The organism is Marinoscillum sp. (genome assembly GCF_965229915.1).
GTDB lineage: Bacteria > Bacteroidota > Bacteroidia > Cytophagales > Cyclobacteriaceae > Marinoscillum.
In genome coordinates this window covers 3952694-3974921 of sequence record NZ_CBDDJZ010000001.1, presented here as the reverse complement: position 1 = coordinate 3974921, position 22228 = coordinate 3952694, and the positions used below count along the sequence as shown (strand labels likewise).

Sequence of the window (22228 nt, the reverse complement as noted above, 5' to 3'; positions counted from 1 at the left end):
ACTTGCAATCATGAAAAAAACATTAATACTATTAGTCATTGTTATATCGGCTAACACTGCCTTTTCTCAGGACCTTGGAGACTTCCTGGAAGGTGGTGTGGAAGATGGAAACCAATTACTCGAAAGCTACCTTGAACCTATTTTTCAAGGGTTTGGCTATGGGTTGAATAGTGGATGGTACAACACAGGTAAACCTCACAAAACATTGGGTTTTGACCTGACAGTAACTACCAACATGGCTTATGTACCGGACAATGCACTGTTTTACACCATCAACCCTAGTGACTACCAAAACCTAAATACTGCACCAGCAGAAAATGGACAGACTCGATATCCAACGATAATGGGTCCTAATTTGGGAGCAGATGATATCCCTTACCTGGTATTCAATGAGAACAATAGTGATCCAAATGATGATATCAGTATCACAGCACCAACGGGACTAGGTTTGGATGAAGAATTTGGATTCAATGCAGTACCTGTACCAGTAGCTTCATTGGGAATCGGAATCATCAAAGGAACTGAACTAAGGCTTCGCTTGATCCCAAAACAAACCTTCGGTGACCCTGGAGAAGAATTTAGCACTGGTATGTTTGGAATTGGCGTCATGCATGATGTTAAGCAATGGATTCCTGTGATTAAAAATTTACCTTTCGATCTGTCTGGTTTTTTTGGCTACACTAAAATGACTAATGAATTTAGTTTTGATGCCGACAATCCTGATCAAATAGGTGAGTTCAACGTGTCTGGTACGACTCTTCAAGGTATCATTTCGAAAAAGCTGTCAGTATTGACTGCTTATGCAGGAGTTGGTTTTATATCCACCAAGACTAACTTCAATCTTAACGGAACTTACGAAACAGAAGCTGGAACTTTCACTGACCCAGTTGATCTATCTTATAAAAGTGGCAGTTTAAGAGCAAACGCAGGTTTACGATTGAAGTTATTGATTTTCACTTTCCATGCTGAATATGCCCTACAGAAATACAACACCCTTTCTGCTGGTGTAGGTATCAGCATCCGATAGGACCAACGCATTAAAATGTTTTGAAAAGCGGGCTGATCCCGCTTTTTTTATGTTTTTTCGTAGCTATGCGGAAAATCCTTTTCCTTCTCTTTATAGGCTCACAATTCAGTTTACTGGCCACACCAGCAGACACCGTAAGGGTACGTAAGGGAGAACTGCTCATCCTCAAAGACACTATTTTCGCCCCCTCCGCAGACACGCAGATTGTGGTAAGAAATCTCGATTACCAACTCAAAGGAAATCCTTACCAAAACTCACAAAAGTTCTATGACCGCATGCGCGAAATCAGCGGCAAGAACAAAATTACCGCTCGACTTTTCGACTTGCTCTATGTAGAGGAAAGTGCTCAATCAGAATTTGGCAAGAACCCTGAAAGTCGAAATTCAATTGAACCATTCCTACCCTATGAAGATTTGAGAGTGGGGAAAATCACGATCCGGCACGTAGATATCCTTCAGGGTGATGTCAATGACACCCTGCGCAGAGCCACAGCTTATTACGCCAAAGCGGCCAATCGCATCCACATGAATACCTGGAACAGCATCATCCGCAACACGATAACTATTCATAGTGGCGAACAACTCAACCCCTACACGGTGGCAGATAGTGAACGTTTGCTGCGCAGACTGCAGTTTATACAGGATGCACGCATCTATGTAGAGCAATCTGCAGACAATCAGGAAGCAGACATCACCGTAGTGGTCCAGGATAGGTTTTCCTATGGTCTCCGATTTGATGTGGATGCCATCAACAGCATAGAATCACGGCTCATCAATCGAAACATCGCAGGAATAGGAAAATATGCTTCTGCATCGTACATCTATGATGGTAGATCTGAAGACAAGCATGGTTACTCCTTTCAGGCGGGTGGTCAGCAAATTGGAAAACTGATCGCCAACATTCGCCTGAATCATACCAACATCAACACCCGAAAAGAATGGGGAGCTGAACTAGACAAACCTTTTGTGAGCCCAGAAACGAAATACGGTGGAGGCGTAGATATCCGAAACATTGCTGATTCTGTCTTACAGTTTGATGGACTCCGCGAACATGTGGGGTACTACAGACTGAACTATCAGGACTTATGGATAGGACGATCTGTAGCCCTACCCACAAAATACCAACGTCAGAATATCACATGGACAGCCAGATGGTTAAGATCAAAGTTTATGAATAGACCATTTGTCAGCGCCGATAGTAATAATTCCTACTACAGCCGAAACCTGTTGCTAACTGAACTAAGCATATCATCTCAGAAGTTTATGAAAACCAACTACATCAGTTCTTTTGGTATCTCTGAAGATATCCCAATGGGCTATCGGCTCTCCATAGTTGGGGGAAAAGATTTCAACGAGTTTTATACTCAGGACTATATCGGATTTCAGATATTCTTCAGCACCTATTTTGTCAACTGGGGCTACATCCTGTTGAATCAGGAGGTCGGTACGTTTCAAAACGGACCTGCCAATCGAGGTGTGTTCAAAACCAACATCAATTACTTCAGCCCACTATTTGACGTGGGCAACTACTACCTCCGCAATTTCTTCAAATTCAGTTTTGTTAAAGGTATCGATCAGCCCGTTTCTAGCAACATCTCATTGGAAGATCGAATCAGGGATCTTCAAAATTCAAATTTTCCTGGCAATAGTGCGATATCCTTCACTGTGGAACAGGTGACTTTTACTCCCTGGTATTTCTATGGTTTTCGCTTTGCTCCTTTCGTGTATTACAATGTGGGAGAAATCTGGGATTACAGGGAAGATCGTTCTTTTTCACATGGTTACCAGGGGATGGGTGGAGGCTTGAGAATCAGAAATGAGAGTTTAGCGTTCAGCACACTAGAGTTGCGGGTGACACACTTTATTACTGGTCAGAATCTGGAGAAATCAACGGTGTTCTCACTTTCCAGTACCATGCCAATCAACTTCAACAACATCTTTCGGTTTAAGCCAACGATCGCAGCTTTTAGATAAAAAGAAAAGTCCCGACAAAGCCGGGACTCTTCAAAGATGTCAAACAGGTGTATGAATATAAAATTTGTGTTATGCATCTATATATACAGTACCTTTACAAAAGGTAACCGCTAGCTTATAAAAAAATGATAAAAATTATTTTTGTATGTCTTGGCAACATCTGCAGGTCTCCATTGGCAGAAGCTATCTGCCAACATAAGATCAAGAAAAAAGGCCTTGAAGGCCAGATAAGCTGCGATTCTGCTGGAACGGCTAACTACCACATAGGAGAAGAACCCGACTCACGAAGTATTGAAGTAGCGGTGAAGCACAATATCCCCATCGATCATAAAGGACGGCAATTTCACCATACAGACGGAACCAACTATCAGTACATTCTTGCCATGGACGAGTCTAATTACCGCAACATTATTCATGAGCTTGGTTACAAACATGATGGCTTGTATCTGATGAGAAATTTTGACTCTCAAGGAAGAGGTATGGAAGTTCCAGACCCGTACTACGGAGGCAAAGATGGTTTTGAAGATGTCTATCAGATTTTGGATAGATCCATTGAAGAGTTCCTGGAGTTCGTGATAGAAACCAATCATTTGTAATGCTATTTCCAGATGAATCGTTTTTCGAAGGAGCATTATTCCAATGCCTGGGAAAGGAAATCAACGTACAAAAAATAACCGTCCTATCAGGTGGTGATATCAATGAAGCCTATAAACTGACTGCAGGAGATTCTGCTTATTTCATCAAGATCAATACTCCAGAAGTAGGAGATCTCTTTGAAAAAGAGGCTATGGGAATGAAAATCTTGAAGCAAGCCAATGCGTTGACCATTCCCTCAGTCATTGGTGAAGGAGTATACAAAGCTACACCTTTCATCCTTTTGGAATTCATCGAACAAGGAGCTCCAAAAGGCACATTTTGGGAGGAGTTTGGACAATCATTGGCTTCATTGCATCAAAATCAGGCTAAGCAATTTGGGCTGGATCATGACAACTACATCGGTCGCCTCCCTCAGAAAAACAGCTGGAGAGATACTTGGATTGATTTCTTCATTGAAAATAGATTGGAACTACAGCTCGGACTAGCCATATACAACGGACACGTAGACCATCAGTTTGCCGATCGGTTTAGACTGATGTATCCCAAACTGCCTGGCCTATTTCCTGAGGAAAAAGCCTCACTACTTCACGGTGATCTTTGGAGCGGGAATTTTATGTGCGATTCGGCTTCCAAGCCCTGTATTTTTGATCCTGCCATATACTACGGCAGTCGGGAAATGGAACTGGCATTTACACGACTATTTGGTGGTTTTGACCAGCAGTTCTACCAAAGCTACAATGACGCCTATCCATTGGAGCCTGGTTTTGGAGAGCGCATAGACATTTACAACCTGTACCCACTCCTGGTACACGTCAACTTATTTGGCCCTTCCTATTTGTCCGGAATCAATAGCACCCTCAATAGACATCTCTAAGACGGCTTGTATAGAACCTGATAGTTATTCCGCGTTCTCTGCTCAAGAATGGTCTCGCCAAGTGGAGGAAGCATGGCAAACGATTCATCCGAATAATTCTTGATAGTGGCCAGATGCAGTCCCTCATTGTACAACACCTGGAAGTCCCCATGCAAATAATCCTTCAGAAGCATTAGTTTGTCCAGATTATCATCCATGCACAAGGTAAAAGTCAATGCGGAATTGTGCATGAGATTAATCTTAATGTTGGCATGTGATGTGGCTTGAAAGATTTTTACCAGCTTCTTCTCATCCATCAGACTGCTGTCTTTCACACGCAAAGTGACCAGTAGCTGATTCTCCTTGAAGACAAAACAGTGTTTGGTGGATATTTTGTCCTTCTCCAGTATGACCGTACCCTTTCCATCAGGATTTACAAAAGATTTCACATAGAGTGGGATGTTTCGCTGAGCTAGAGGGCGAATGGTTTTTGGGTGAATGACCTTCGCTCCATAAAAGGTCAGCTCTGTCACCTCCTGGTAGGATAGTTCATCAAACAACTCTGCTTCTTCAAACTTTTTCGGATCCGCATTCAGTAGACCAGGCACATCTTTCCAAACAGTGAGGCTTTCTGCCTTGAGGCAATAGGCGAATATAGCTCCGGTAAAATCTGACCCTTCTCGACCAAGCGTTGTATTCTTCCCGGTAAGGTCTGAACCAATAAAGCCCTGGGTGATGACGGGACCATTTTCTAACAACACAGGTAGATCTCTTGAAATGAAGTGCTCAGTCAACTGCCAATCCACATTAGCTTCAGTGAAGAAGCTATTCGTTTTAATACAGGATCTCGCATCCAGCCACTCAGCCTCAGTCTCCTTGCTCAGGTAGTGATAAACAATCGAGGTAGAGATTAGCTCTCCATATGGAATGATCTGGTCATAAAAGGGCAACCAATTTTTGGTGGGAGCTTTTAAGGATTCTTCCAATTGGACAAACCAGTTGGCAATGTCCTGTGGCAGCTCTGCAAACAACTCATTGCAAATTGTCTGATGGTTGGCAATGAGCGTATCCAATTCAATGGAGTACGGTTTTCTTTCATACGCCTTTTTGGCAATTATTTCCAGAGCGTTAGTCGTTTTTCCCATGGCAGACACCACCACTACCAACGGTTGATCTGGGTACTGGCAAACAATTTTTGCCAGGTTTCGCACACCATCTGCGTCTTTCACAGAAGCACCACCAAATTTGAAAATTCGCATCTTGCAAACGATTTAAATCAATAAAAAGGGCTATTTTCGCACTTTCAAACTATTCATAAACACATAAAGATGAACAAAAATAGTCTAGGACTTCCGATCGGCACTACCCTTGACCGCTTTATCAAGAAAAAGCAGGATGAGTTTGAATTTGCTACAGGTGAACTCTCACAATTGCTACGTGATATTGCACTTGCAGGAAAGATCATTAACAGGGAAGTGAATAAGTCTGGGCTACTGGATATTGCTGGAGCATACGGTTCCAAAAATGTGCAAGGTGAAGATCAGCAAAAGCTGGACGTCATCGCCAACATCAGGTTCATCCGAGCACTGCGAAATGGAGGCCAGGTATGTGCTGTGGTCAGCGAGGAAGACGAGGAGATTGTCCACTTAAACCCGCACTGCAGGTATGTGGTAGCCATAGATCCACTGGATGGGTCTTCCAATATCGATGTGAACGTTTCTATTGGGACCATCTTTTCCATTTACCGGAGAAAATCGCCTGTGGGTGGTCCGGTAAACGAAGAAGATATTTTACAACCTGGAACAGAACAGGTGGCAGCCGGGTATATCCTATATGGATCCTCCACCATGCTGGTATATACCACCGGACACGGCGTAAATGGCTTTACACTGGAACCATCCCTGGGAGAGTTTGTACTGTCTCATACCAATATGGTGTGCCCAGAAGATGGCAGCATCTACTCAATCAATGAAGGCAGCTACCATCAGTTTGATAAATCCATGCAAGAATACACCGACTGGTGCAAGGCGGAGGAAATGACTGCCCGCTATATTGGTTCTTTAGTAGCAGATTACCACCGAAACATGCTCAAAGGCGGAGTTTACCTCTACCCCAATACCACCAAGGCTCCTAACGGAAAATTGAGGCTACTCTATGAGTGCAATGCGCTCGCATTCATAGCAGAACAAGCAGGAGGCATGGCTACCGATGGTGAACGTCGCATTCTTGAAATACAGCCAACCACTTTTCACCAACGCACACCATTTTACATCGGCTCTAAAAACATGGTGAACAAAGTAATTGAGTTTGTCACTTCAAAAAAGACCGAAACCGCGTAATTGCTTGGGTGTGAGCATAACACTCACCCCAAACTCAAGTACCGTTCGATTGTACCAGATGTTGTAGTCTACCAGTATCGTGTTTCCATTAAATCCCCAGGTGGTAGTGGTCCCTTGGGTATTCAGGATGTATTGAGACAAAGCTATATGCCACTTAAAAGCATTTTTGGAAGAAAAGAGTACCCCGATTCCAGGCTCAAGATAAAAACCTCCACTATGCTCTTCATCCCAGGTATTGATAAATGGAAATCCATACCCCAGCTTGCCATCAAGATACAACCTCATGCTATGGTCATTGAGAAAAAAACGACCATACCCAAAACCATTTACAAACTCATTGTACACCCAGTTATCACCCATATCCATATCATGACCTGAAATACCCAGACCAATACCGACATCCCATCGATCCGTCAAGGCCGTGCCTACAATACCATCCCACTGTACAGATGATTCCCATCCGGCATGAAAGATCAATGAAGAATTAACAAAAAGTCCACGCTGAGTATGATATTTATTGTTTCTGTAGAAAAAGACATCTTCATCAGATAAAATGCGATCAATCAACATTGGGTCCAGGTGGATCGTGTCCCCAGTGCTCAGCTCAAACTGCCACCTTGGATGATCCCGAGTCAATATATGGCCTATAAAAAAAGACCCATCTCTGTAATTGATCAAAGCGCGATGAGGCTCTTGGAATTGTGCATTGGCAGCAACGCTGGCCCCAAAAAGCAAAAGAATGCTTGCTACTAACCTCAAAACTCAATATGACTTATTAGCTGTAGGTTTTGGTTGATGTCCAATTGATACTGGACAAGACCGTCAGCACTGGCCATGAGCAATACATCAGACCTGGTAGGGTGTGCCAATACATCAAAGGCTTCCACCGTTTGATCTCGTTTGATCAATTGAAGGTTACGACGATCGGATGCATCGAAAACACTCATGCCGAAGCTGCCCTCTCCTACATACAGCTTATCACCTATCAGTGTTATCCCATACGGACTATCCATCAGTATTTCCTGGATCTCCTCTATGATTTCATTGGAGCTAATATCAATCACTAATAATTCGTTTTCATCACCTGGACATTCTGAAAAGTCACCGGTACGCAACGTCACATAAGCGGTAGACTCATTGACAGGCAACACGGGATCACAGGATGTCATGTGCCAGTAAGAAGATAAGAAATTGGGCCGTTCGCGATTGCTGATATCATAAATATCTACTGAACTACTCGAGCCAACAAAAAGCCTGTCCCCCATCGGGAATACCGTTTCCATATTCCATCCCATGGATTCACTCAATACCTGTTGAAATCCAGCTCGTGAGTCAAAAACATTCATCTTGCCCTTACTGACTGCATACACATATCCATCGTAAGCTACTATGCGATTTACTGATCCCACTCCACTTCCACTGTTCCCGGCAAAAGATGCTGGTACAGCTGATGGTGGAATCAGTGAGTTGTCTATATCGTAGAAATACACGTTATGATCCGCTTCATAGTCGAAGATAGGGTCGTCAATTTTAAGTTCTTGCGTTACTTCCTCGTAATTAAACCCAATGATTGCTTCTCCACGATCATTCGTAAGTGTCTCTAAAAAAGCATTGTTGACCCGTTCAACAATTTGAGCTTGTTGGATATTGCTAACATCGATTTTCAACATATCATAGAGACTTTCTGCATAGAGAAAGTCTTCACTAATGAAGAATTCGCGATTCCCAGGAATATTCAAAAAAGAAAGCGGCACAGGATTGACCGGATCAGCATTATCAATAACGTGGATTCCATGTCCCTCTTCTCCTACCAGGAGTAGGTCATGGTAAACAAATATTTTTCCAGGATCAACAATGGCCTTCGCCGTACCGAGTAGTGGCGTAGCGCGTAACTCCTCCAGATCACCATAGATGGCCGTGGCACGAGTATAGGTAACCGTTTTGGTTCCGAAATCACCCTCACATGCCGCGAGGGTCATTAAGCCAATAATGGCAGAAGATAAGTATAGGCGAGTCATAGCAGTATATTTTGGCAGTATAATAACGTGACACCCAATAGATTGGTATGGTTGTATCAAGTTAATTCAAATAAGCAAAAAATGGAGAAGGGCCTAAAAAAAAGAAGCCCCACAGCTAAGACAGCCGCGGGGCATTCACCGCCATAATGATTAACTAATACTCAAATGTAAGAGTTACATATCAAAATACCCAATTTTGGGTAGAAGATTTTTTAATAATTTATTTGGAATATTTAATTCTTGTTTTTGCTTTTTGCAGCTCCCTTTCCAAAATCATCCTGGAAATGCACTTTGAGAGGTTTTTCGGATTTTCTGTAGTGAGCACCTTTTTTACTTTTTGTTCAGACAAATCAATGCGGTACATGACATTTAATAGCTTTTCAAAATCATGATCCAGGAGATGCTGTACTATCCGCCTAAGATTATCAAACAAATCTTCGGGAATGTCAGGACTGGTAACTTCCTCTTCGCTCAGTCCAAAATCCTTAAGTATCAACTGATGGCTTATTCTGGCTAATTGCTGATCATCCATATGGCAAAACTACAAAAGCCTCCACTTGAAGTACTTTGTTTATGACTAGATTTGTCACAGTTCCGCCTCATGTCATCAACGAACGCTCCATCGATCCACAGGAATCTTTCTCCAGATGAGAAAATCGAACTACTGTTTAAAGAACAGTATGTTTCGCTTTGCAATGGTGTGAATCGTCTCTTGAAAGATGAATCGCTATCTGAGGATCTGGTACAGGAGGTATTCATCAAAGTATGGGAAAAGAAGGATGCCGTCACCATCGATGATCGGTTTATCTTTTATCTCAAACGTTCGTGCTACCACGCTGCCTTGAAATTTTTGAGTAGCAAGAGCTATCAACTCGAAACTGATTCTCAAGTAAACATTCAAACCACAGAGTCAACGGATGAGGACCTGCTTATCAATGAACTCCATTTGAAAATCCAGCAAGCCATCGCTGCTTTACCGGAGAAGACCCAGATCGTATTTACACTGAGTAGATTTGAAGAGCTTTCTTATAAAGAGATCTCGCATCAGCTAGACATCTCTATCAAAACAGTGGAAAAACACATGGGTAAGGCCCTTCAACTGTTACGATCCTCCCTAAAAGAACATCTACTCATCCTGCTGCTGATGAACGTTTTCAATAATTTGTAAAAAATATATCCATTCAGGGTAGGGTCGTCATCTGATTTCGGATTAGTTAGGTAGAGATGACTAAAATTGACCAGACATACCAGCGAATAGCCAGCTACCTATCAGGCAACATGCCATCTGAAGAGCAATCCGCTTTTAATAAGTGGCTGGCCCAAGCGAGTGCTGAAGAAAAGGAGCTTTTTGTCGCCACACAAAAGCTTTGGATCAAATCAGCTGATGAGCATGCGAAGCATTTCGAACCAAATGTGGACAGAGCTCTGAAACGGGTACAAGTAAAACGCCAGTTTAGAGAACAGCCCAAACAAGGCTATTGGAGATATGCGGCTGTAGTTGCTGTGCTGCTTTCAGCAATAATCAGTATTTGGCTGCTGAATAACTCCACACCTGACCAATTCTACAGAATAGCTCAAAACAGTGTGGAACAATTGGCTCTACCTGATGGGTCCACTATCTGGTTGAGCCCAGGCACCTCGGTGAGCTACAATGAAGATTTTATCAACCAAAGAGAGATCCAACTATCCGGTAAAGCATTTTTTGAAGTGGCCAAGCGCAGCGGGCAGCCCTTTACAGTCTTTACAGCGAATACCAAAACTCAGGTTTTAGGCACATCGTTCAATTTGGAAAGTGGGGATGATGGTCAAGTAGCTATTCAGGTCACTACGGGAAAAGTAGCTTTTAGCGATCTAAAGAGCACCGAACCCGTTTTCCTGACTCCTGGCAAACAAGCCCGCTACTTACCCAAGCGTGAAAAAATCGTGACAAACGACCTACCAAACGAGAACTACAGAGCATGGCAGACCAAAGTGCTGACCTTCGACAATACATCCATTTCGGTGCTTTTTAATACACTGGCAGATTACTACCAAACGAATTTTGAAGTGGATGAACAACTCAATAAGTGCAGGTTCACGACCTCATTCGAAAACCAGCAGCTCGAAGAAGTGCTGGATATTCTGGAACTAACTGGAAACCTAACAATCAAACAAACATCATCAGGATACGCGGTATCCGGTAACACCTGTGACTAACGCCTAATCAAAAGATCATGATCAAAAACTCAATACTCACATTTTTGCTAATCATACTCCTGGCCGGAGCAAGCTTCGGTCAGGATATGAAACAACAAGTAAGTCTTCAAGCAACTAACCAGTCTTTAGAAGAGATCTTCAAGACCCTTTCTAAAAAGTATGATGTCTCCTTTTCATACCTGAACAATGAACTACCAAAAAACAAGGTAGATGTGGATTTTGAAGGCATCAGCCTGGACCATGCGCTTTCCAATCTTCTGGACGGATTTGGCTTGGAACATCTAACCAGGTCTGGTAAAATCATTATTAAGAAAGTCGCTGCTCCACTACAAGAGCCGGAAGTGCAGGCAGACAGTACCGATAATACTCCAAACAATCTACAAGACGCTGAACCAGCATTGGTCATGGAGCCGATCGATACAGTCGATGAGGAGCTCACCTCTATTGACTCTGTGAAGCAGGAAAGCCTGGCTACTACCGACACACTACCCAACACCTCCCTTGTCTCTGTTGACAGCTCTGACACTACCAAGTACGCTAAAGTCCAAACTTCAGAGCCTGAGCAGCCAATAGTCAATGCACCGGTGGAGCGTTACAATCCCCGCCAAGGCGTTCTGATCACCTATAAATCAGGAAATTCTGTAGATGAAGATGATACAAATTTTGATACCTCCACAAGTGTACAAGATTCATCAGAAATAGCAATCGAAACGAGACAGTTGCAACGTAGAATTGGGCATTTCGGCCTTTTCTACCCATTCAGCACTAATAGTTACAACGCCAGAGATTACTACAACAACATCTCACTACATTTATTGGCTGGTTACTCTGGCGGCCTGGAAGGCTTTGAATTTGCAGGGGTGGCAAGTGTCATCCATGGTGATGGCAAAGGCATGCAGCTGTCTGGTGTCACCAATATAGTCAATGGATCATTTACAGGTGCCCAAATAGCTGGCGTCACCAATATCACCTGGTACGATACCAGAGGGTTTCAGCTAGCAGGTGTCGCCAATGTCAGCTATGACCGCAATCTGGGAGCGCAGATAGCAGGAGTCACCAATGTAGCAAGAGGCAGAGAGAGTGGTTTTCAAGGTGCAGGAGTAGCAAACATCACTTACGGCCGATCCAGGTTTGGTCAGGTAGCCGGAGTAATGAACTCAGCCTGGGAAGTGGACGGCATCCAGGCTGCTGGGCTCCTCAATATATCTTCCAAGCAAAATGGCCTCCAGGTCTCTGCTTTTATGAACAAAGCTGGCAAGATACAAGGTGCACAGGTTTCTGGATTCATGAACAAAGCAAAAGAAGTAAAAGGCGCGCAGGTGGCACCATTTCTGAATGTGGCTGGACGGGTCCATGGTGTGCAAATTGGACTCATCAATATCAGTGATGAAATGCATGGAACACCTATCGGACTTTTCTGTCTGGCCAAAAGAAACGGGTACTATGATTTTGAGATGTACTATTCGGATGACTTCCAGGCCAATGCAGCCATTAAGATTGGAGCACCTCATTTTCACAACATTTTTGCTTTCTCCTATGAAACCGACAATAAAAACCGATGGGCTTATGGTTACGGATTTGGTAGTCAATGGGGCAAAGGTGGCGTTCGTTTGAACACCGACCTGATCACTTACTACGTCATGGAACAGGAATTTCCAAACGGAGCTTTCCGCGATTTTGAATTGAACCTGTTAAGTAGGTTTCGATTCCTTCCTAGCTTGCATGTGGGCAGTTTTGGGGTATTTGCAGGCCCTACCTTCAACGCCATGCTCTCAGAGCACGTGGATCCTGAGTCGGGTGTAATCGGCTCGGACATTACTCCGGCCCCACTTTGGGAAAGAACCTATAGAGGTGTTGGCCGAAACCTTAAGTTCTGGATAGGCTATAATGTGGGTGTACGGTTTTAAGAAAAAAGAGTCATGACTTTCGGGTCATGACTCCTTCTCCAACCAATAAAAATCATCAGTCTTAGGAATTTGCTCCAGCATGTCCAGAATCTCTTGAGGTGGCACTACCACCTTGCGTTCTTTCAGGCTCATGAAAGCTCCAGTAGCAATGACCGTGCAAGCTACGGTGCCATTTTGCTTGATCACATTTTGGCGAAACTTCCAAATCTTTAAATCTTTTCTAAAGGCAACTGCAGCACAAGTCACGGTAATTTTTTCATTCATGAACACCTCGCTTTTGAAGGTGGTATCTTCATGAAAAAGGATGGGTCCGTAGCCAGAGGCTACCAACTTGGCTAGTGGCAAATCCAGCTCTTCAAACAACCCGACTCTTACCTGAGCGGCATAGTCATTATACGCAGTATGGCGCATGTGCGCATTTGGATCCAGATCCGCCCAGATCACCTGAAATTCTTGCTTAAATGGCTCCAATTATTCGTCCTCCTTTTTAGGCTTAGCGGCCTTTTTTGCTGCTGGTTTTTCCTTTTTTCCTTCCGCTTTTTTCTCCACCTTAGGGTCCTCTTTACGCTCTTCTTTTTTCGGTTCTTCGAAAAGCTCTGGCAATTTTACCACCAACGCATTGTACCAGGTCACTAATTTTTTGATGTCCGATACGTAGACCCGAGACTCATCGTATTCTGGCAGGATAAATTTCAAAAAAGCCTTCAGCTCGTCACCATCCGAGCTAGAAGTGAGGCCTGTATCGCCGTTGAATTCCTTATGGATCTTCAGCATCACTTCTTTCAAAGGAACCGCCCCTTCTTCATCAGTGGTGTAAATAGAGATGTCCGATAAGATGGAAACCTTTGATTGCATGTTGGCAATCATTTTCTTTTTGGTGTCATCCAGTGTTTCCAGGATCACTCCAGTTCTGGTTGGTGAAACTACGCGGTACAATCCACCTTTGCCTGAAACGGCAGCTACTTCGCTAAAATCCATAAGTCAGTAAGTCTATAACGTTTTGTGGTGGCAAAAATAGCCATAAGCCATTAATAGCAAAATCAATGTTCAGCCAGACTTTGGTTCACTTCTCGCACATAATTGATAATATCATCCTTTCCATAACCTGAGACAGTAGAAGTAAGAAAACAAGGTGGAACTTCTGCCCATTCCTTTTTCAATACTTTTCTGAACTTGGCCATACTGGACTGTGCTTTGGTCACCCCATTTTTATCTGCTTTGGTAAAGACCAAAGCAAGGGGAATTCCTGCCAAACCTAATGAATTGACAAAATCGAGATCAATTTGCTGTGGATCATGCCTGGAGTCAATGAGAACAAATACCAACGTGAGGTTTTCCCTTTCCTTGAAATACCGATCGATCATTTTCTTCCATTGTGCTTTGCTCGTCTTGCTGACTTTAGCCCAGCCATAGCCTGGCAAATCCACCAGGTACCACGTATGATCGATGATAAAATGATTGATCAACTGCGTCTTTCCAGGCTTGGAAGACACTTTGGCCAGCTTTCCATTATTGGTGAGAAGGTTGATAAGGGATGACTTTCCTACGTTGGACCGACCAATAAAGGCATACTCCGGACGATCCGCAGGTGGGCATTCTTCCACTCTGGAACTACTTTTGACAAACTCCGCAGATTTGATTGTACTCATGGAATATTTTTTAACAATAAAGGAAAACGCGCTGTTAATGGGTTAATATTGCAAGCAATTATGACGGTAGTACCTTACAAAGATAAGCAGGGCAGCAAGAAGGAACAGGTTGCCAACATGTTTGATAACATCAGCGGGAAATATGACTTCCTCAATCATTTCCTGAGCATGGGCATAGATATCGCCTGGCGAAAGAAAGCCATCAAACTATTGAAGAAGGATCAACCTAAACAAATCCTTGATATTGCTACCGGCACGGGTGATTTCGCCATTGAAGCATTGAAACTAAACCCCGACAAAGTTACCGGTGTGGACATTTCTGAAGGGATGCTCGCTGTAGGTCGCGAGAAAATGAAAAAACGCAACCTTTCTGACAAAATCGAATTGCTATCGGGAGACTCTGAGCAGTTACAATTTGAGGACAATAAGTTTGACGCTGTGATCGTTTCTTTTGGCGTAAGAAATTTCGAAAACCTGGAGAAAGGCCTGTCGGACATGCATCGGGTGTTGAAGCCCGGAGGAAAGACAGTCATTTTGGAGTTTTCCAAACCTAAAATGTTTCCTTTCAAGCAGCTATACAGTTTTTATTTTAAATGGATATTACCTAAAATAGGTAATACGATTTCAAAAGATCAAGCAGCCTACACCTACTTACCTGAATCAGTTCGCGAATTTCCTGATGGACAAAATTTCTTACAGATTTTGGAAAAGGTTGGTTTTAAAAACACTAAATGCAAACCATTAACTCTAGGAATAAGCTCCATATACGTTGGTACCAAGTAGTCACTCTTGGCCTACTTTTCGCGTTAGCAACTCCTGCCAGAGCTCAAAATGATGTCTCTGAAAACCTGTTGGATTACGATCAGGAGTGGATACACTATGGGTTTTTACTAGGGATTCATGAATCCAAATACCGCATTCAATACTCGGACAGGTACGCTACTCCAGAATTAGACTCAGTCCACTCTGTAGTGCCGGGAGCACTACCAGGATGGAAGGTGGGTTTTGTAGTGGATATGGCTCTGCTGAAATACCTAAGTTTCCGAGCCTTACCTACAGTAGGGTTTTATGAGCAGAATTTGACTTATCGCTACACTGATGGCACGGAGTTAAAGGAACTGAAAGATGCCACTCTGGTGGAGCTACCACTAATGCTCAAGTACAAGTCTGCAAGACGCGGCAATGTAGCCATGTATGTCACAGGTGGGTTCAGTCCGTCTATTGAAGCCTCAGGTAAAGGAGACGAGTTAGATACGCGCCAGCGGTTACAGCTCAGAGACATCAACTTCTCGATAGACGCTGGAGTAGGTTTTGATCTATATTTTCCACTTTTCAAATTCTCGCCGGAAGTGCGCTATTCATGGGGCTTGAGAAACATGCTGACTCCAGGTGAAAATGACTATGATGCTCCAATTAAAAAACTCACCTATCAAAACATCACCTTTTACATCACTTTTGAAGGAGGACCATCTTATCTGAGGAATAACAAACGAAAGAAACGTCGATGAAACCTACAGCATTAATCACTGGCGCTACCAGTGGCATTGGGGAAGCTACAGCAAGGATTCTGGCACCGAACTATCGATTGATCATTACTGGCAGACGGAAAGAGCGATTAGACCGATTACAATCTGAGCTTGAGACAGAAGTCCACACACTCCACTTTGATGTTCGTGACCGACAGGCAGTCAATACGGCAATCGAGAACTTACCGAAAGAATGGAAAGAAATTGATGTACTGATCAACAATGCTGGAAATGCACACGGTCTTGCTCCAATCCAGGAAGGCAATGTAGATGACTGGGATGCGATGATCGACATCAATGTGAAAGGTTTGCTTTATGTAAGTAAAGCAGTGATCCCAGGCATGGTAGAGCGCAAGCGTGGACATGTGATCAATATCGGATCGGTAGCCGGCATAGAAGCCTACCCAAATGGCAATGTTTACAATGCCTCCAAATTTGGAGTGAACGCCATTACCCAAGGCATGCGACTGGACCTGAATCCACACCACATCAAAGTCAGTGAGATCAAACCGGGATTGGTTCAAACCGAGTTCTCAGAAGTGCGCTTCAAAGGCGATAAAGAAAAAGCTGATAAAGTCTATCAGGGGTTTGATGCCTTGCAAGCCCAAGACATTGCTGAGACGATTGAATTCATCCTATCGCGTCCGGCCCATGTTAACATTGCCGATATGTTGGTCTTTCCAGCGGCACAGGCATCATCGACGATGGTGAATAAATCCAAATAGTAGTGCCTAAGCTTTATGAATATTTCGGCCTCATCGTACTGTTCTATTCTAATGAACATGAGCCAATTCATGTCCATGGGAAATATCAGGGCTATGAATCGAAGGCAGAAATTATCCTTGAAAACGGTAAATATGTTGACATAGTAATTAAAACTGTAGCAGGAAAGGACCCATTGCCGAAAAAAGAGCTTAAGAATTTCGTTAAATTAGTCCAGTTGTATAAAGAAGATATTGTGCGTAAATGGATCGATTTCTTTGTCTATAATGTTGAAATAAAGCCAGAGAGAATTAACAATAGACTTAAATAACTGTGATTATGGGAGTCTCAATAACACAAGCTACTTATCTAGGAGAATACAGAATTGGACTCACGTTTGATGACAATACGTATCATGAGATTGATTTCAAAGATTTCCTATCTAAATCTAAAAATCCAATGACTCGTAAATATTTGGACAAAGATCTTTTTTCCTCTTTCTCTGTTCAATTTGGAGATTTGGTTTGGAATGACTTTGAGCTTTCCTTCCCGATATGGGATCTGTATACCAACAATATAGAGCATCAAAAAATAGAAGCTAATATTAAATAAGTTCATCCTTGAAAAAGCAATTGCTTCAATTAGGTTTGCGGTAACAACATTACCCTAACGTCTATATTTTTTATGAAGCAAGTTTTGATCCTGGGAGCAGGGCGCTCCTCTACCTCACTGATCAATTATTTACTGGAACACTCACAGACTAATGGCTGGAATATCACCATTGGTGAACAAGATACCGCCCTTGCCAAAAAGAAATTCCCTGAGGCAAGTGTGATCGATTTTGATATCATGAACCAAACGGCTGCAAAAGCTGAGATCGAGAAAGCCGATCTAGTGATCAGCATGATTCCGGCAAGTCTACACGTGCATGTGGCCAAGATCTGTGCAGAGGTTGGCAGGGATATGCTTACCGCTTCTTATGTCTCGGACGACATCAAAGCCCTATCGGATCAGTTTGCCGAAAAAGGCAATCAATGCATTATGGAACTGGGACTTGACCCTGGTATCGATCACATGTCAGCCATGAAAGTGCTCGATCGCATCAAATCTGAGGGACATAGACTTACCGCATTTGAAACCTTCACTGGAGGGCTCTTAGCAGCCAATGACCTAACCGACAACCCCTGGAAGTACAAATTCACCTGGAATCCCCGCAATGTGGTAATGGCCGGCACGGGAAACGTCAAATTCATTCAGGAGGATCGCTACAAGTACATACCTTACCATAGACTCTTTACACGGACAGAGGTGATCCACATTCCAGGTCATGGGTATTTTGAAGGGTATGCCAACAGAGATTCACTCAAATACCTGGACCTGTACAACCTCCGTGGCATTAGAACACTTTACAGAGGAACACTGCGCAGACCTGGGTTCTGCAAAGCCTGGAACATCTTCGTGCAACTCGGGGCCACGGATGACACCTACCAGATGGAAAATGTGTCCGAGATGACACACCGTCAGTTCATCAATTCCTTTTTGCAGTACAACCCACATGATTCGGTAGAACTGAAACTGGCTCACTACATGAACATCGGTCTGGAATCAGAGGAAATGTACAAAATGCAATGGCTTGATCTGTTCAGTGAAGAGCTAGTGGGACTTGACAAAGGATCCCCTGCACAGATTCTTGAGCACATCCTAAAGAAGAAATGGACCCTTTCTCCGCAGGATAAAGACATGATTGTGATGTGGCACAAGTTTAACTACATCGCTGATGGCAAACCAAAGGAAATCCAGTCCCACATGGTAGCTGTTGGTGATGATTCAGTGAATACTGCCATGTCCAAAACGGTAGGCTTACCACTGGCCATTGCCTCCAAGCTGGTACTTCAGGGCAAACTCAAAACACCCGGAGTGCACATCCCTACCATCAAAGAGATCTATGAGCCCATTCTGGATGAGCTGGAGCAAATGGGTTTTGAATTTAGCGAGCGGGAGGTAACGGAGAGTTAATAAAATACCCTAAACACCACATTAGGAGTGATCCCTAATGAATAGATCCTGGTATCGATCAGTTCATTGTCAAGAGAAGGTGTGGTCCTGAATTCCCGGTTGAGGATGTTCTTTCGGTTGTAAACGTTGAGCACTGAAACCCCCACTCGGTACCACACTTTTTTATTGTTTGGCTTGATCTCATACAGTGCTGAGAAATCAAGCCGGTGATAAACGGGAAGGTTTTCACCATTAATCTGGTCAAAATCAATAGTTACAGGACCATTGCTAGTATCTGAAACACTCACGTTGGTATAAGCTTTCCCAGTATGCCACTTCCATCCTGCTGAGAGGTGCAGATTCCCGATCGAGTAGAAGTGCGACCAATTCATCAGATGCCGGATATTCCAGTTTCCCGGAAATGCTTTGTCATTATTGAGGCCCGTGAATCGATTCTGAGTGTGAAGAAAGGAATAAGAAACCCAGGACTTATAGGCTCCCCAGTTTTTCTTGAGAAATACATCCACTCCGTGAATGGCACTTTCACCAATGCGGTAGGCATTGTCAATAGGGTTTAGAAATCCAAAGGTCAAGGAAGTGACACCATCAATTTGTTTGCGATAACCTTCAGCTTCAAAAAACCAGCCTTTTTGGGAGAAATTGAAGCCAGCAGTGAATTGATAGCTCTTAATGATCGGGAAACGATCCTTAGAGGCCAGTTTCCATACCTGATTTTCCAAAGACAAATCGCTCACCACCGATTCTTTGATCTGACTAATAAACTGTGTTCGGTACTCGCCTGAGGCAGTAATATGCAGTGGGTCCAATATTTGCCAGGCAATATTGAGGCGTGGTTCCAGAAATAGCTTATTAAAATCGTGGTAGTAATTAGCTCGAGTCCCAACAGTAGCGGCAAATCGATCAGTTTTCAATTCATACTCCGAGTATAGGGCATTGACCAACTGTGATCTATCATCCTGATCCAGCACAAGCTGGTAAGCAGGTCCCAGGTCTTCAAAGGCATAGCGAGTGTGGTTGCGATTGAACTGGTAGCCTATTGTTAGTTCATGGGTATCAGAAAATCGCATGGTCCCATCCAGATGGTAAGCAAAGTCTGAAACGAGATTTTTCTTAGAAGAAATGGTCAATGTATCGTTTTCCGTATGTTGAAACTGATACCATAATAGATAATTGGAGTATTCTAACCCTTGAGAAACCTCAAGCCCCTTTTTTCTAAGCTCCCAGGAGATGCCGTAGCCTTCATTTTGAGTAAGCAGATCATCTTCAAATGACTCTCCGATATCCGACTTGGAGTTGAAAGTCAGGTCGTTTTTATAATACAGCGAGCTGAATTGGATGGTTTGGTTAGGAGTTGGCTCAAAAACAACAGACGCATTGTAATCTGTAAAGAAAAAATCATTGTCACGCTGAGAATCGTCTGCATCGCCAATTTTCGTGTTCTGAAATACTCGCTTGGCATATTGCTGATAAGTGGGTGTGGACAGCCAATCCGTGTAGGATCTTCGGCCAGACAAAGTAAGGGACAGCTTTTCCTTGACAATGGGAGTGGAAACAAATGCATCACCATAGAGCATGTTAAACCCGGCACCACCGGTCACATCACTGGACACTTTACTCGATGTATGAATATCTACTATGCCAGAGACTCTCCCTCCATAGGCAGCACTAGGGGCATTTTTCACAAAATCCACCCGTTGTGTAATGTACGGGTTGAAGGAAGAAAGCATCCCAAAAAAGTGGCCCTGATTGTAGGTGGTGATACCATTCCAGAGCACCAGATTTTGATCTGGTGAGCCTCCACGCACATGCAATCCAGAAACGGTCTCATAGGGACTATTAACCCCTGGTGTCTGCTGGATACTTTCTAAAACATCCGGCTCGATCAGACCGGGCAAAACAGTCAATTCTCCAGGATATATCTGAACTTTATTGGTCGCTTTGTAAACGCCTGTGGCCGTATAGTTCTGAATAGTTACCGCTTCCAGATAAGAAACTACTTCATTCATGGTCAATACAGGACATTCTGCTTGCATCAGTTCGGGTGCAGATCGCCTCTTCGTTTGATACCCCAAATACTGGAAGTTGAGCACATCGCCGTAAGTCATCGTCAATTGGAAATAGCCTTCCAAATCTGAAACTGTGCTTACACCCGAATCTGACCGAATCAATACCCCAAACATTGGTTTACCGGTCTCATCATGTAAGTACCCACATACTGACAACTCATCGTCATTTTCGAATTGGCGAATGACTACATATCCCTCCCCTACACGATTAAACCGCAGATTGGTAGCTTCCTGCAGTTGATTCAGCAGTTCATACAGGTCAGTTGATTCATTGATTTGCAGTGTTACTTGTTTGTCCTGAATGAGTTCGTCAGAATATGAAAACCGCACGCCAAATTGTCCTTCCACTTGCCGGAGTATAGAGACAAGAGAATCCTCCTCTACGCGCTCCTGGGCGTGAAGAACAACTGAAAAAAGGCATACTGTGGCGAACAATAATGATCTCATTACATAGGTTCTAGGTACACCTGATCACCTTTTTGCTGGTATGCTAAATTTAATGGTTCAAAAACTATCGATAAGGCAACTTTCACATCATCGTGTGGAAACTGACCGGTAAACGGCTGAGTCAGATCCAATAGCTGCAAGTTATTCACCTCAATGCCATACTGAGACTCCAGCTCTGCAACTACATACTTCAGAGGGATCGATTGAAAGCTGCTGATACCTGTTTTCCAATCTGGCACTTTCCAATCTACAGCTGTTTGAGTCAATCGATCAGTCAGCCAGGTGACACGATCTCCTTCAGCCAGGATGGACTCAGTCGCTCCAATATTCACCCGCACGCTACCTTCGTAGCAAGTGACTTCCATAAAGCCTTCTGCTACGGTCACGTTAAACTCTGTCCCCAACACTGTGACCTCACCTAAATAAGTCACCACGGTGAAGGTCTTCCCCTTCTCCACATCAAAATAAGCTTCACCGGTTAGGCGGACACTTCGATCACTCTCCCAATTCCATTTCTTCAGACGAAGCTCAGATTTGGCATTGAGTAGTACAGAAGATCCATCTGGTAAATCGTAAGCTAGTTGAGTTCCATATTCGGAAGTCAGCGTAGTGGTCCAATTGATGGCTAGAGTAACCGCTAAAATCAAACAGGCACATGCTGCGGCTGCATACCACCACATATTGCTGCCTGTAGTATGCTTAGACTGCTCAATTCGGTTTCGGATAGCTGCTTCATCAAATTCTGGTCGCTGCAAACTATCCGCACCTGCCACGATCTTGCGAAAACTTGCATACTCCGGATTGGACTCAAATTCCTTCCGCTCTTCGGCAGAGAGTTCATCATTGAGCCATCTGGCTAAAAATGTGTCGTCATTTGGATTCATTCGCTTATCTTCTCGTCATAAAACGCTG

General features: G+C 43.5%; 23 protein-coding genes. 14 read left to right on the top strand and 9 right to left on the bottom strand.

The genetic code is table 11. The features are described from left to right. Positions 1 to 10: 10 nt before the first annotated feature. From ACO067_RS17125 to ACO067_RS17110, 4 genes are all read left to right on the top strand, one after another. Positions 11 to 1027 (top strand): DUF6588 family protein, encoded by a 1017-nt coding sequence (locus ACO067_RS17125; protein ID WP_421876245.1) that lies wholly within the window; start codon positions 11 to 13, stop codon positions 1025 to 1027. A gap of 65 nt (positions 1028 to 1092) precedes the next feature. Beyond that, positions 1093 to 3000, top strand: a complete 1908-nt coding sequence (locus tag ACO067_RS17120; protein WP_421876243.1) for a hypothetical protein — start codon at positions 1093 to 1095, stop codon at positions 2998 to 3000. A gap of 125 nt (positions 3001 to 3125) precedes the next feature. Next, positions 3126 to 3596 carry a low molecular weight protein-tyrosine-phosphatase gene (locus ACO067_RS17115; protein ID WP_421876241.1) on the top strand — a complete coding sequence of 157 codons (471 nt, stop codon included), beginning with the start codon at positions 3126 to 3128 and terminating at the stop codon, positions 3594 to 3596. Beyond that, positions 3596 to 4471 carry a fructosamine kinase family protein gene (locus ACO067_RS17110; protein ID WP_421876239.1) on the top strand — a complete coding sequence of 292 codons (876 nt, stop codon included), beginning with the start codon at positions 3596 to 3598 and terminating at the stop codon, positions 4469 to 4471. The genes ACO067_RS17115 and ACO067_RS17110 overlap by 1 nt, the downstream gene beginning before the upstream one ends. Here the strand turns inward: ACO067_RS17110 and ACO067_RS17105 are convergent. Next, positions 4468 to 5709, bottom strand: a complete 1242-nt coding sequence (locus tag ACO067_RS17105; protein WP_421876237.1) for an aspartate kinase — start codon at positions 5707 to 5709, stop codon at positions 4468 to 4470. The genes ACO067_RS17110 and ACO067_RS17105 overlap by 4 nt on opposite strands. Before the next feature lie 69 nt (positions 5710 to 5778). Between ACO067_RS17105 and fbp the strand changes: the two genes are divergently transcribed. Then, on the top strand, positions 5779 to 6789 hold the full coding sequence (gene fbp, locus ACO067_RS17100) for a class 1 fructose-bisphosphatase (protein WP_421876235.1): 1011 nt from the start codon (positions 5779 to 5781) through the stop codon (positions 6787 to 6789). Here fbp and ACO067_RS17095 read toward each other — a convergent pair. The 3 genes from ACO067_RS17095 to ACO067_RS17085 all read right to left on the bottom strand — a co-directional run bounded on the left by ACO067_RS17095 (position 6766) and on the right by ACO067_RS17085 (position 9339). Next, the gene (locus ACO067_RS17095) at positions 6766 to 7548 is read right to left on the bottom strand and encodes a hypothetical protein (protein WP_421876233.1); all 783 of its coding nucleotides are present in this window, start codon (positions 7546 to 7548) and stop codon (positions 6766 to 6768) included. The genes fbp and ACO067_RS17095 overlap by 24 nt on opposite strands. Beyond that, positions 7545 to 8807, bottom strand: coding sequence for a hypothetical protein (locus tag ACO067_RS17090; RefSeq protein WP_421876231.1), 1263 nt, complete (start codon positions 8805 to 8807; stop codon positions 7545 to 7547). Before ACO067_RS17090 ends, ACO067_RS17095 begins: the two co-directional genes overlap by 4 nt. A gap of 220 nt (positions 8808 to 9027) precedes the next feature. Continuing rightward, positions 9028 to 9339 (bottom strand): hypothetical protein, encoded by a 312-nt coding sequence (locus ACO067_RS17085; protein ID WP_421876229.1) that lies wholly within the window; start codon positions 9337 to 9339, stop codon positions 9028 to 9030. 69 nt (positions 9340 to 9408) lie between these two features. Between ACO067_RS17085 and ACO067_RS17080 the strand changes: the two genes are divergently transcribed. Genes ACO067_RS17080 through ACO067_RS17070 form a run of 3 tightly spaced genes read left to right on the top strand, consistent with a single transcriptional unit; the run spans position 9409 to position 12910 of the window. After that, a complete protein-coding gene (locus ACO067_RS17080) occupies positions 9409 to 9975 on the top strand; it encodes an RNA polymerase sigma-70 factor (protein ID WP_421876226.1) in 567 nt (188 codons plus the stop codon). A gap of 56 nt (positions 9976 to 10031) precedes the next feature. Next, complete coding sequence (locus tag ACO067_RS17075) at positions 10032 to 11003, top strand: FecR family protein (RefSeq protein WP_421876224.1); 972 nt, start codon at positions 10032 to 10034, stop codon at positions 11001 to 11003. A 17-nt stretch (positions 11004 to 11020) separates the two neighbouring features. Beyond that, on the top strand, positions 11021 to 12910 hold the full coding sequence (locus ACO067_RS17070) for a DUF4974 domain-containing protein (protein WP_421876222.1): 1890 nt from the start codon (positions 11021 to 11023) through the stop codon (positions 12908 to 12910). A gap of 24 nt (positions 12911 to 12934) precedes the next feature. On the opposite strand, the gene ACO067_RS17065 is transcribed toward ACO067_RS17070, so the two are convergent. The 3 genes from ACO067_RS17065 to yihA all read right to left on the bottom strand — a co-directional run bounded on the left by ACO067_RS17065 (position 12935) and on the right by yihA (position 14559). Next, the gene (locus ACO067_RS17065) at positions 12935 to 13381 is read right to left on the bottom strand and encodes an acyl-CoA thioesterase (protein ID WP_421876220.1); all 447 of its coding nucleotides are present in this window, start codon (positions 13379 to 13381) and stop codon (positions 12935 to 12937) included. Further along, entirely contained in the window at positions 13382 to 13888 is a 507-nt protein-coding gene (locus tag ACO067_RS17060; RefSeq protein ID WP_421876218.1) for a DUF5606 domain-containing protein, read from the bottom strand. It abuts the gene before it with no gap. Positions 13889 to 13950: 62 nt separating this feature from the next. Beyond that, positions 13951 to 14559, bottom strand: coding sequence for a ribosome biogenesis GTP-binding protein YihA/YsxC (gene yihA, locus ACO067_RS17055; RefSeq protein ID WP_421876216.1), 609 nt, complete (start codon positions 14557 to 14559; stop codon positions 13951 to 13953). 60 nt (positions 14560 to 14619) lie between these two features. Here yihA and ubiE point away from each other — a divergent pair, with 60 nt between their 5' ends. The 6 genes from ubiE (at position 14620) to ACO067_RS17025 (ending at position 18803) form a co-directional block, all read left to right on the top strand. Next, on the top strand, positions 14620 to 15342 hold the full coding sequence (gene ubiE / locus ACO067_RS17050; RefSeq protein WP_421876214.1) for a bifunctional demethylmenaquinone methyltransferase/2-methoxy-6-polyprenyl-1,4-benzoquinol methylase UbiE: 723 nt from the start codon (positions 14620 to 14622) through the stop codon (positions 15340 to 15342). After that, positions 15291 to 16067, top strand: coding sequence for a porin family protein (locus ACO067_RS17045; RefSeq protein ID WP_421876210.1), 777 nt, complete (start codon positions 15291 to 15293; stop codon positions 16065 to 16067). The genes ubiE and ACO067_RS17045 overlap by 52 nt, the downstream gene beginning before the upstream one ends. Further along, the gene (locus ACO067_RS17040) at positions 16064 to 16810 is read left to right on the top strand and encodes an SDR family NAD(P)-dependent oxidoreductase (protein WP_421876208.1); all 747 of its coding nucleotides are present in this window, start codon (positions 16064 to 16066) and stop codon (positions 16808 to 16810) included. Before ACO067_RS17045 ends, ACO067_RS17040 begins: the two co-directional genes overlap by 4 nt. A 2-nt stretch (positions 16811 to 16812) precedes the next feature. Continuing rightward, positions 16813 to 17118 (top strand): DUF4160 domain-containing protein, encoded by a 306-nt coding sequence (locus tag ACO067_RS17035; RefSeq protein WP_421876207.1) that lies wholly within the window; start codon positions 16813 to 16815, stop codon positions 17116 to 17118. An 8-nt stretch (positions 17119 to 17126) separates the two neighbouring features. After that, positions 17127 to 17399 carry a DUF2442 domain-containing protein gene (locus ACO067_RS17030; RefSeq protein ID WP_421876205.1) on the top strand — a complete coding sequence of 91 codons (273 nt, stop codon included), beginning with the start codon at positions 17127 to 17129 and terminating at the stop codon, positions 17397 to 17399. Between the two features lie 72 nt (positions 17400 to 17471). Further along, entirely contained in the window at positions 17472 to 18803 is a 1332-nt protein-coding gene (locus tag ACO067_RS17025; RefSeq protein WP_421876203.1) for a saccharopine dehydrogenase family protein, read from the top strand. Here ACO067_RS17025 and ACO067_RS17020 read toward each other — a convergent pair. Both ACO067_RS17020 and ACO067_RS17015 read right to left on the bottom strand, forming a co-directional pair. Continuing rightward, the gene (locus ACO067_RS17020) at positions 18800 to 21316 is read right to left on the bottom strand and encodes a TonB-dependent receptor plug domain-containing protein (protein WP_421876201.1); all 2517 of its coding nucleotides are present in this window, start codon (positions 21314 to 21316) and stop codon (positions 18800 to 18802) included. The genes ACO067_RS17025 and ACO067_RS17020 overlap by 4 nt on opposite strands. After that, positions 21316 to 22200, bottom strand: a complete 885-nt coding sequence (locus tag ACO067_RS17015) for a FecR family protein (protein ID WP_421876199.1) — start codon at positions 22198 to 22200, stop codon at positions 21316 to 21318. The genes ACO067_RS17020 and ACO067_RS17015 overlap by 1 nt, the downstream gene beginning before the upstream one ends. Positions 22201 to 22228 lie beyond the last annotated feature (28 nt).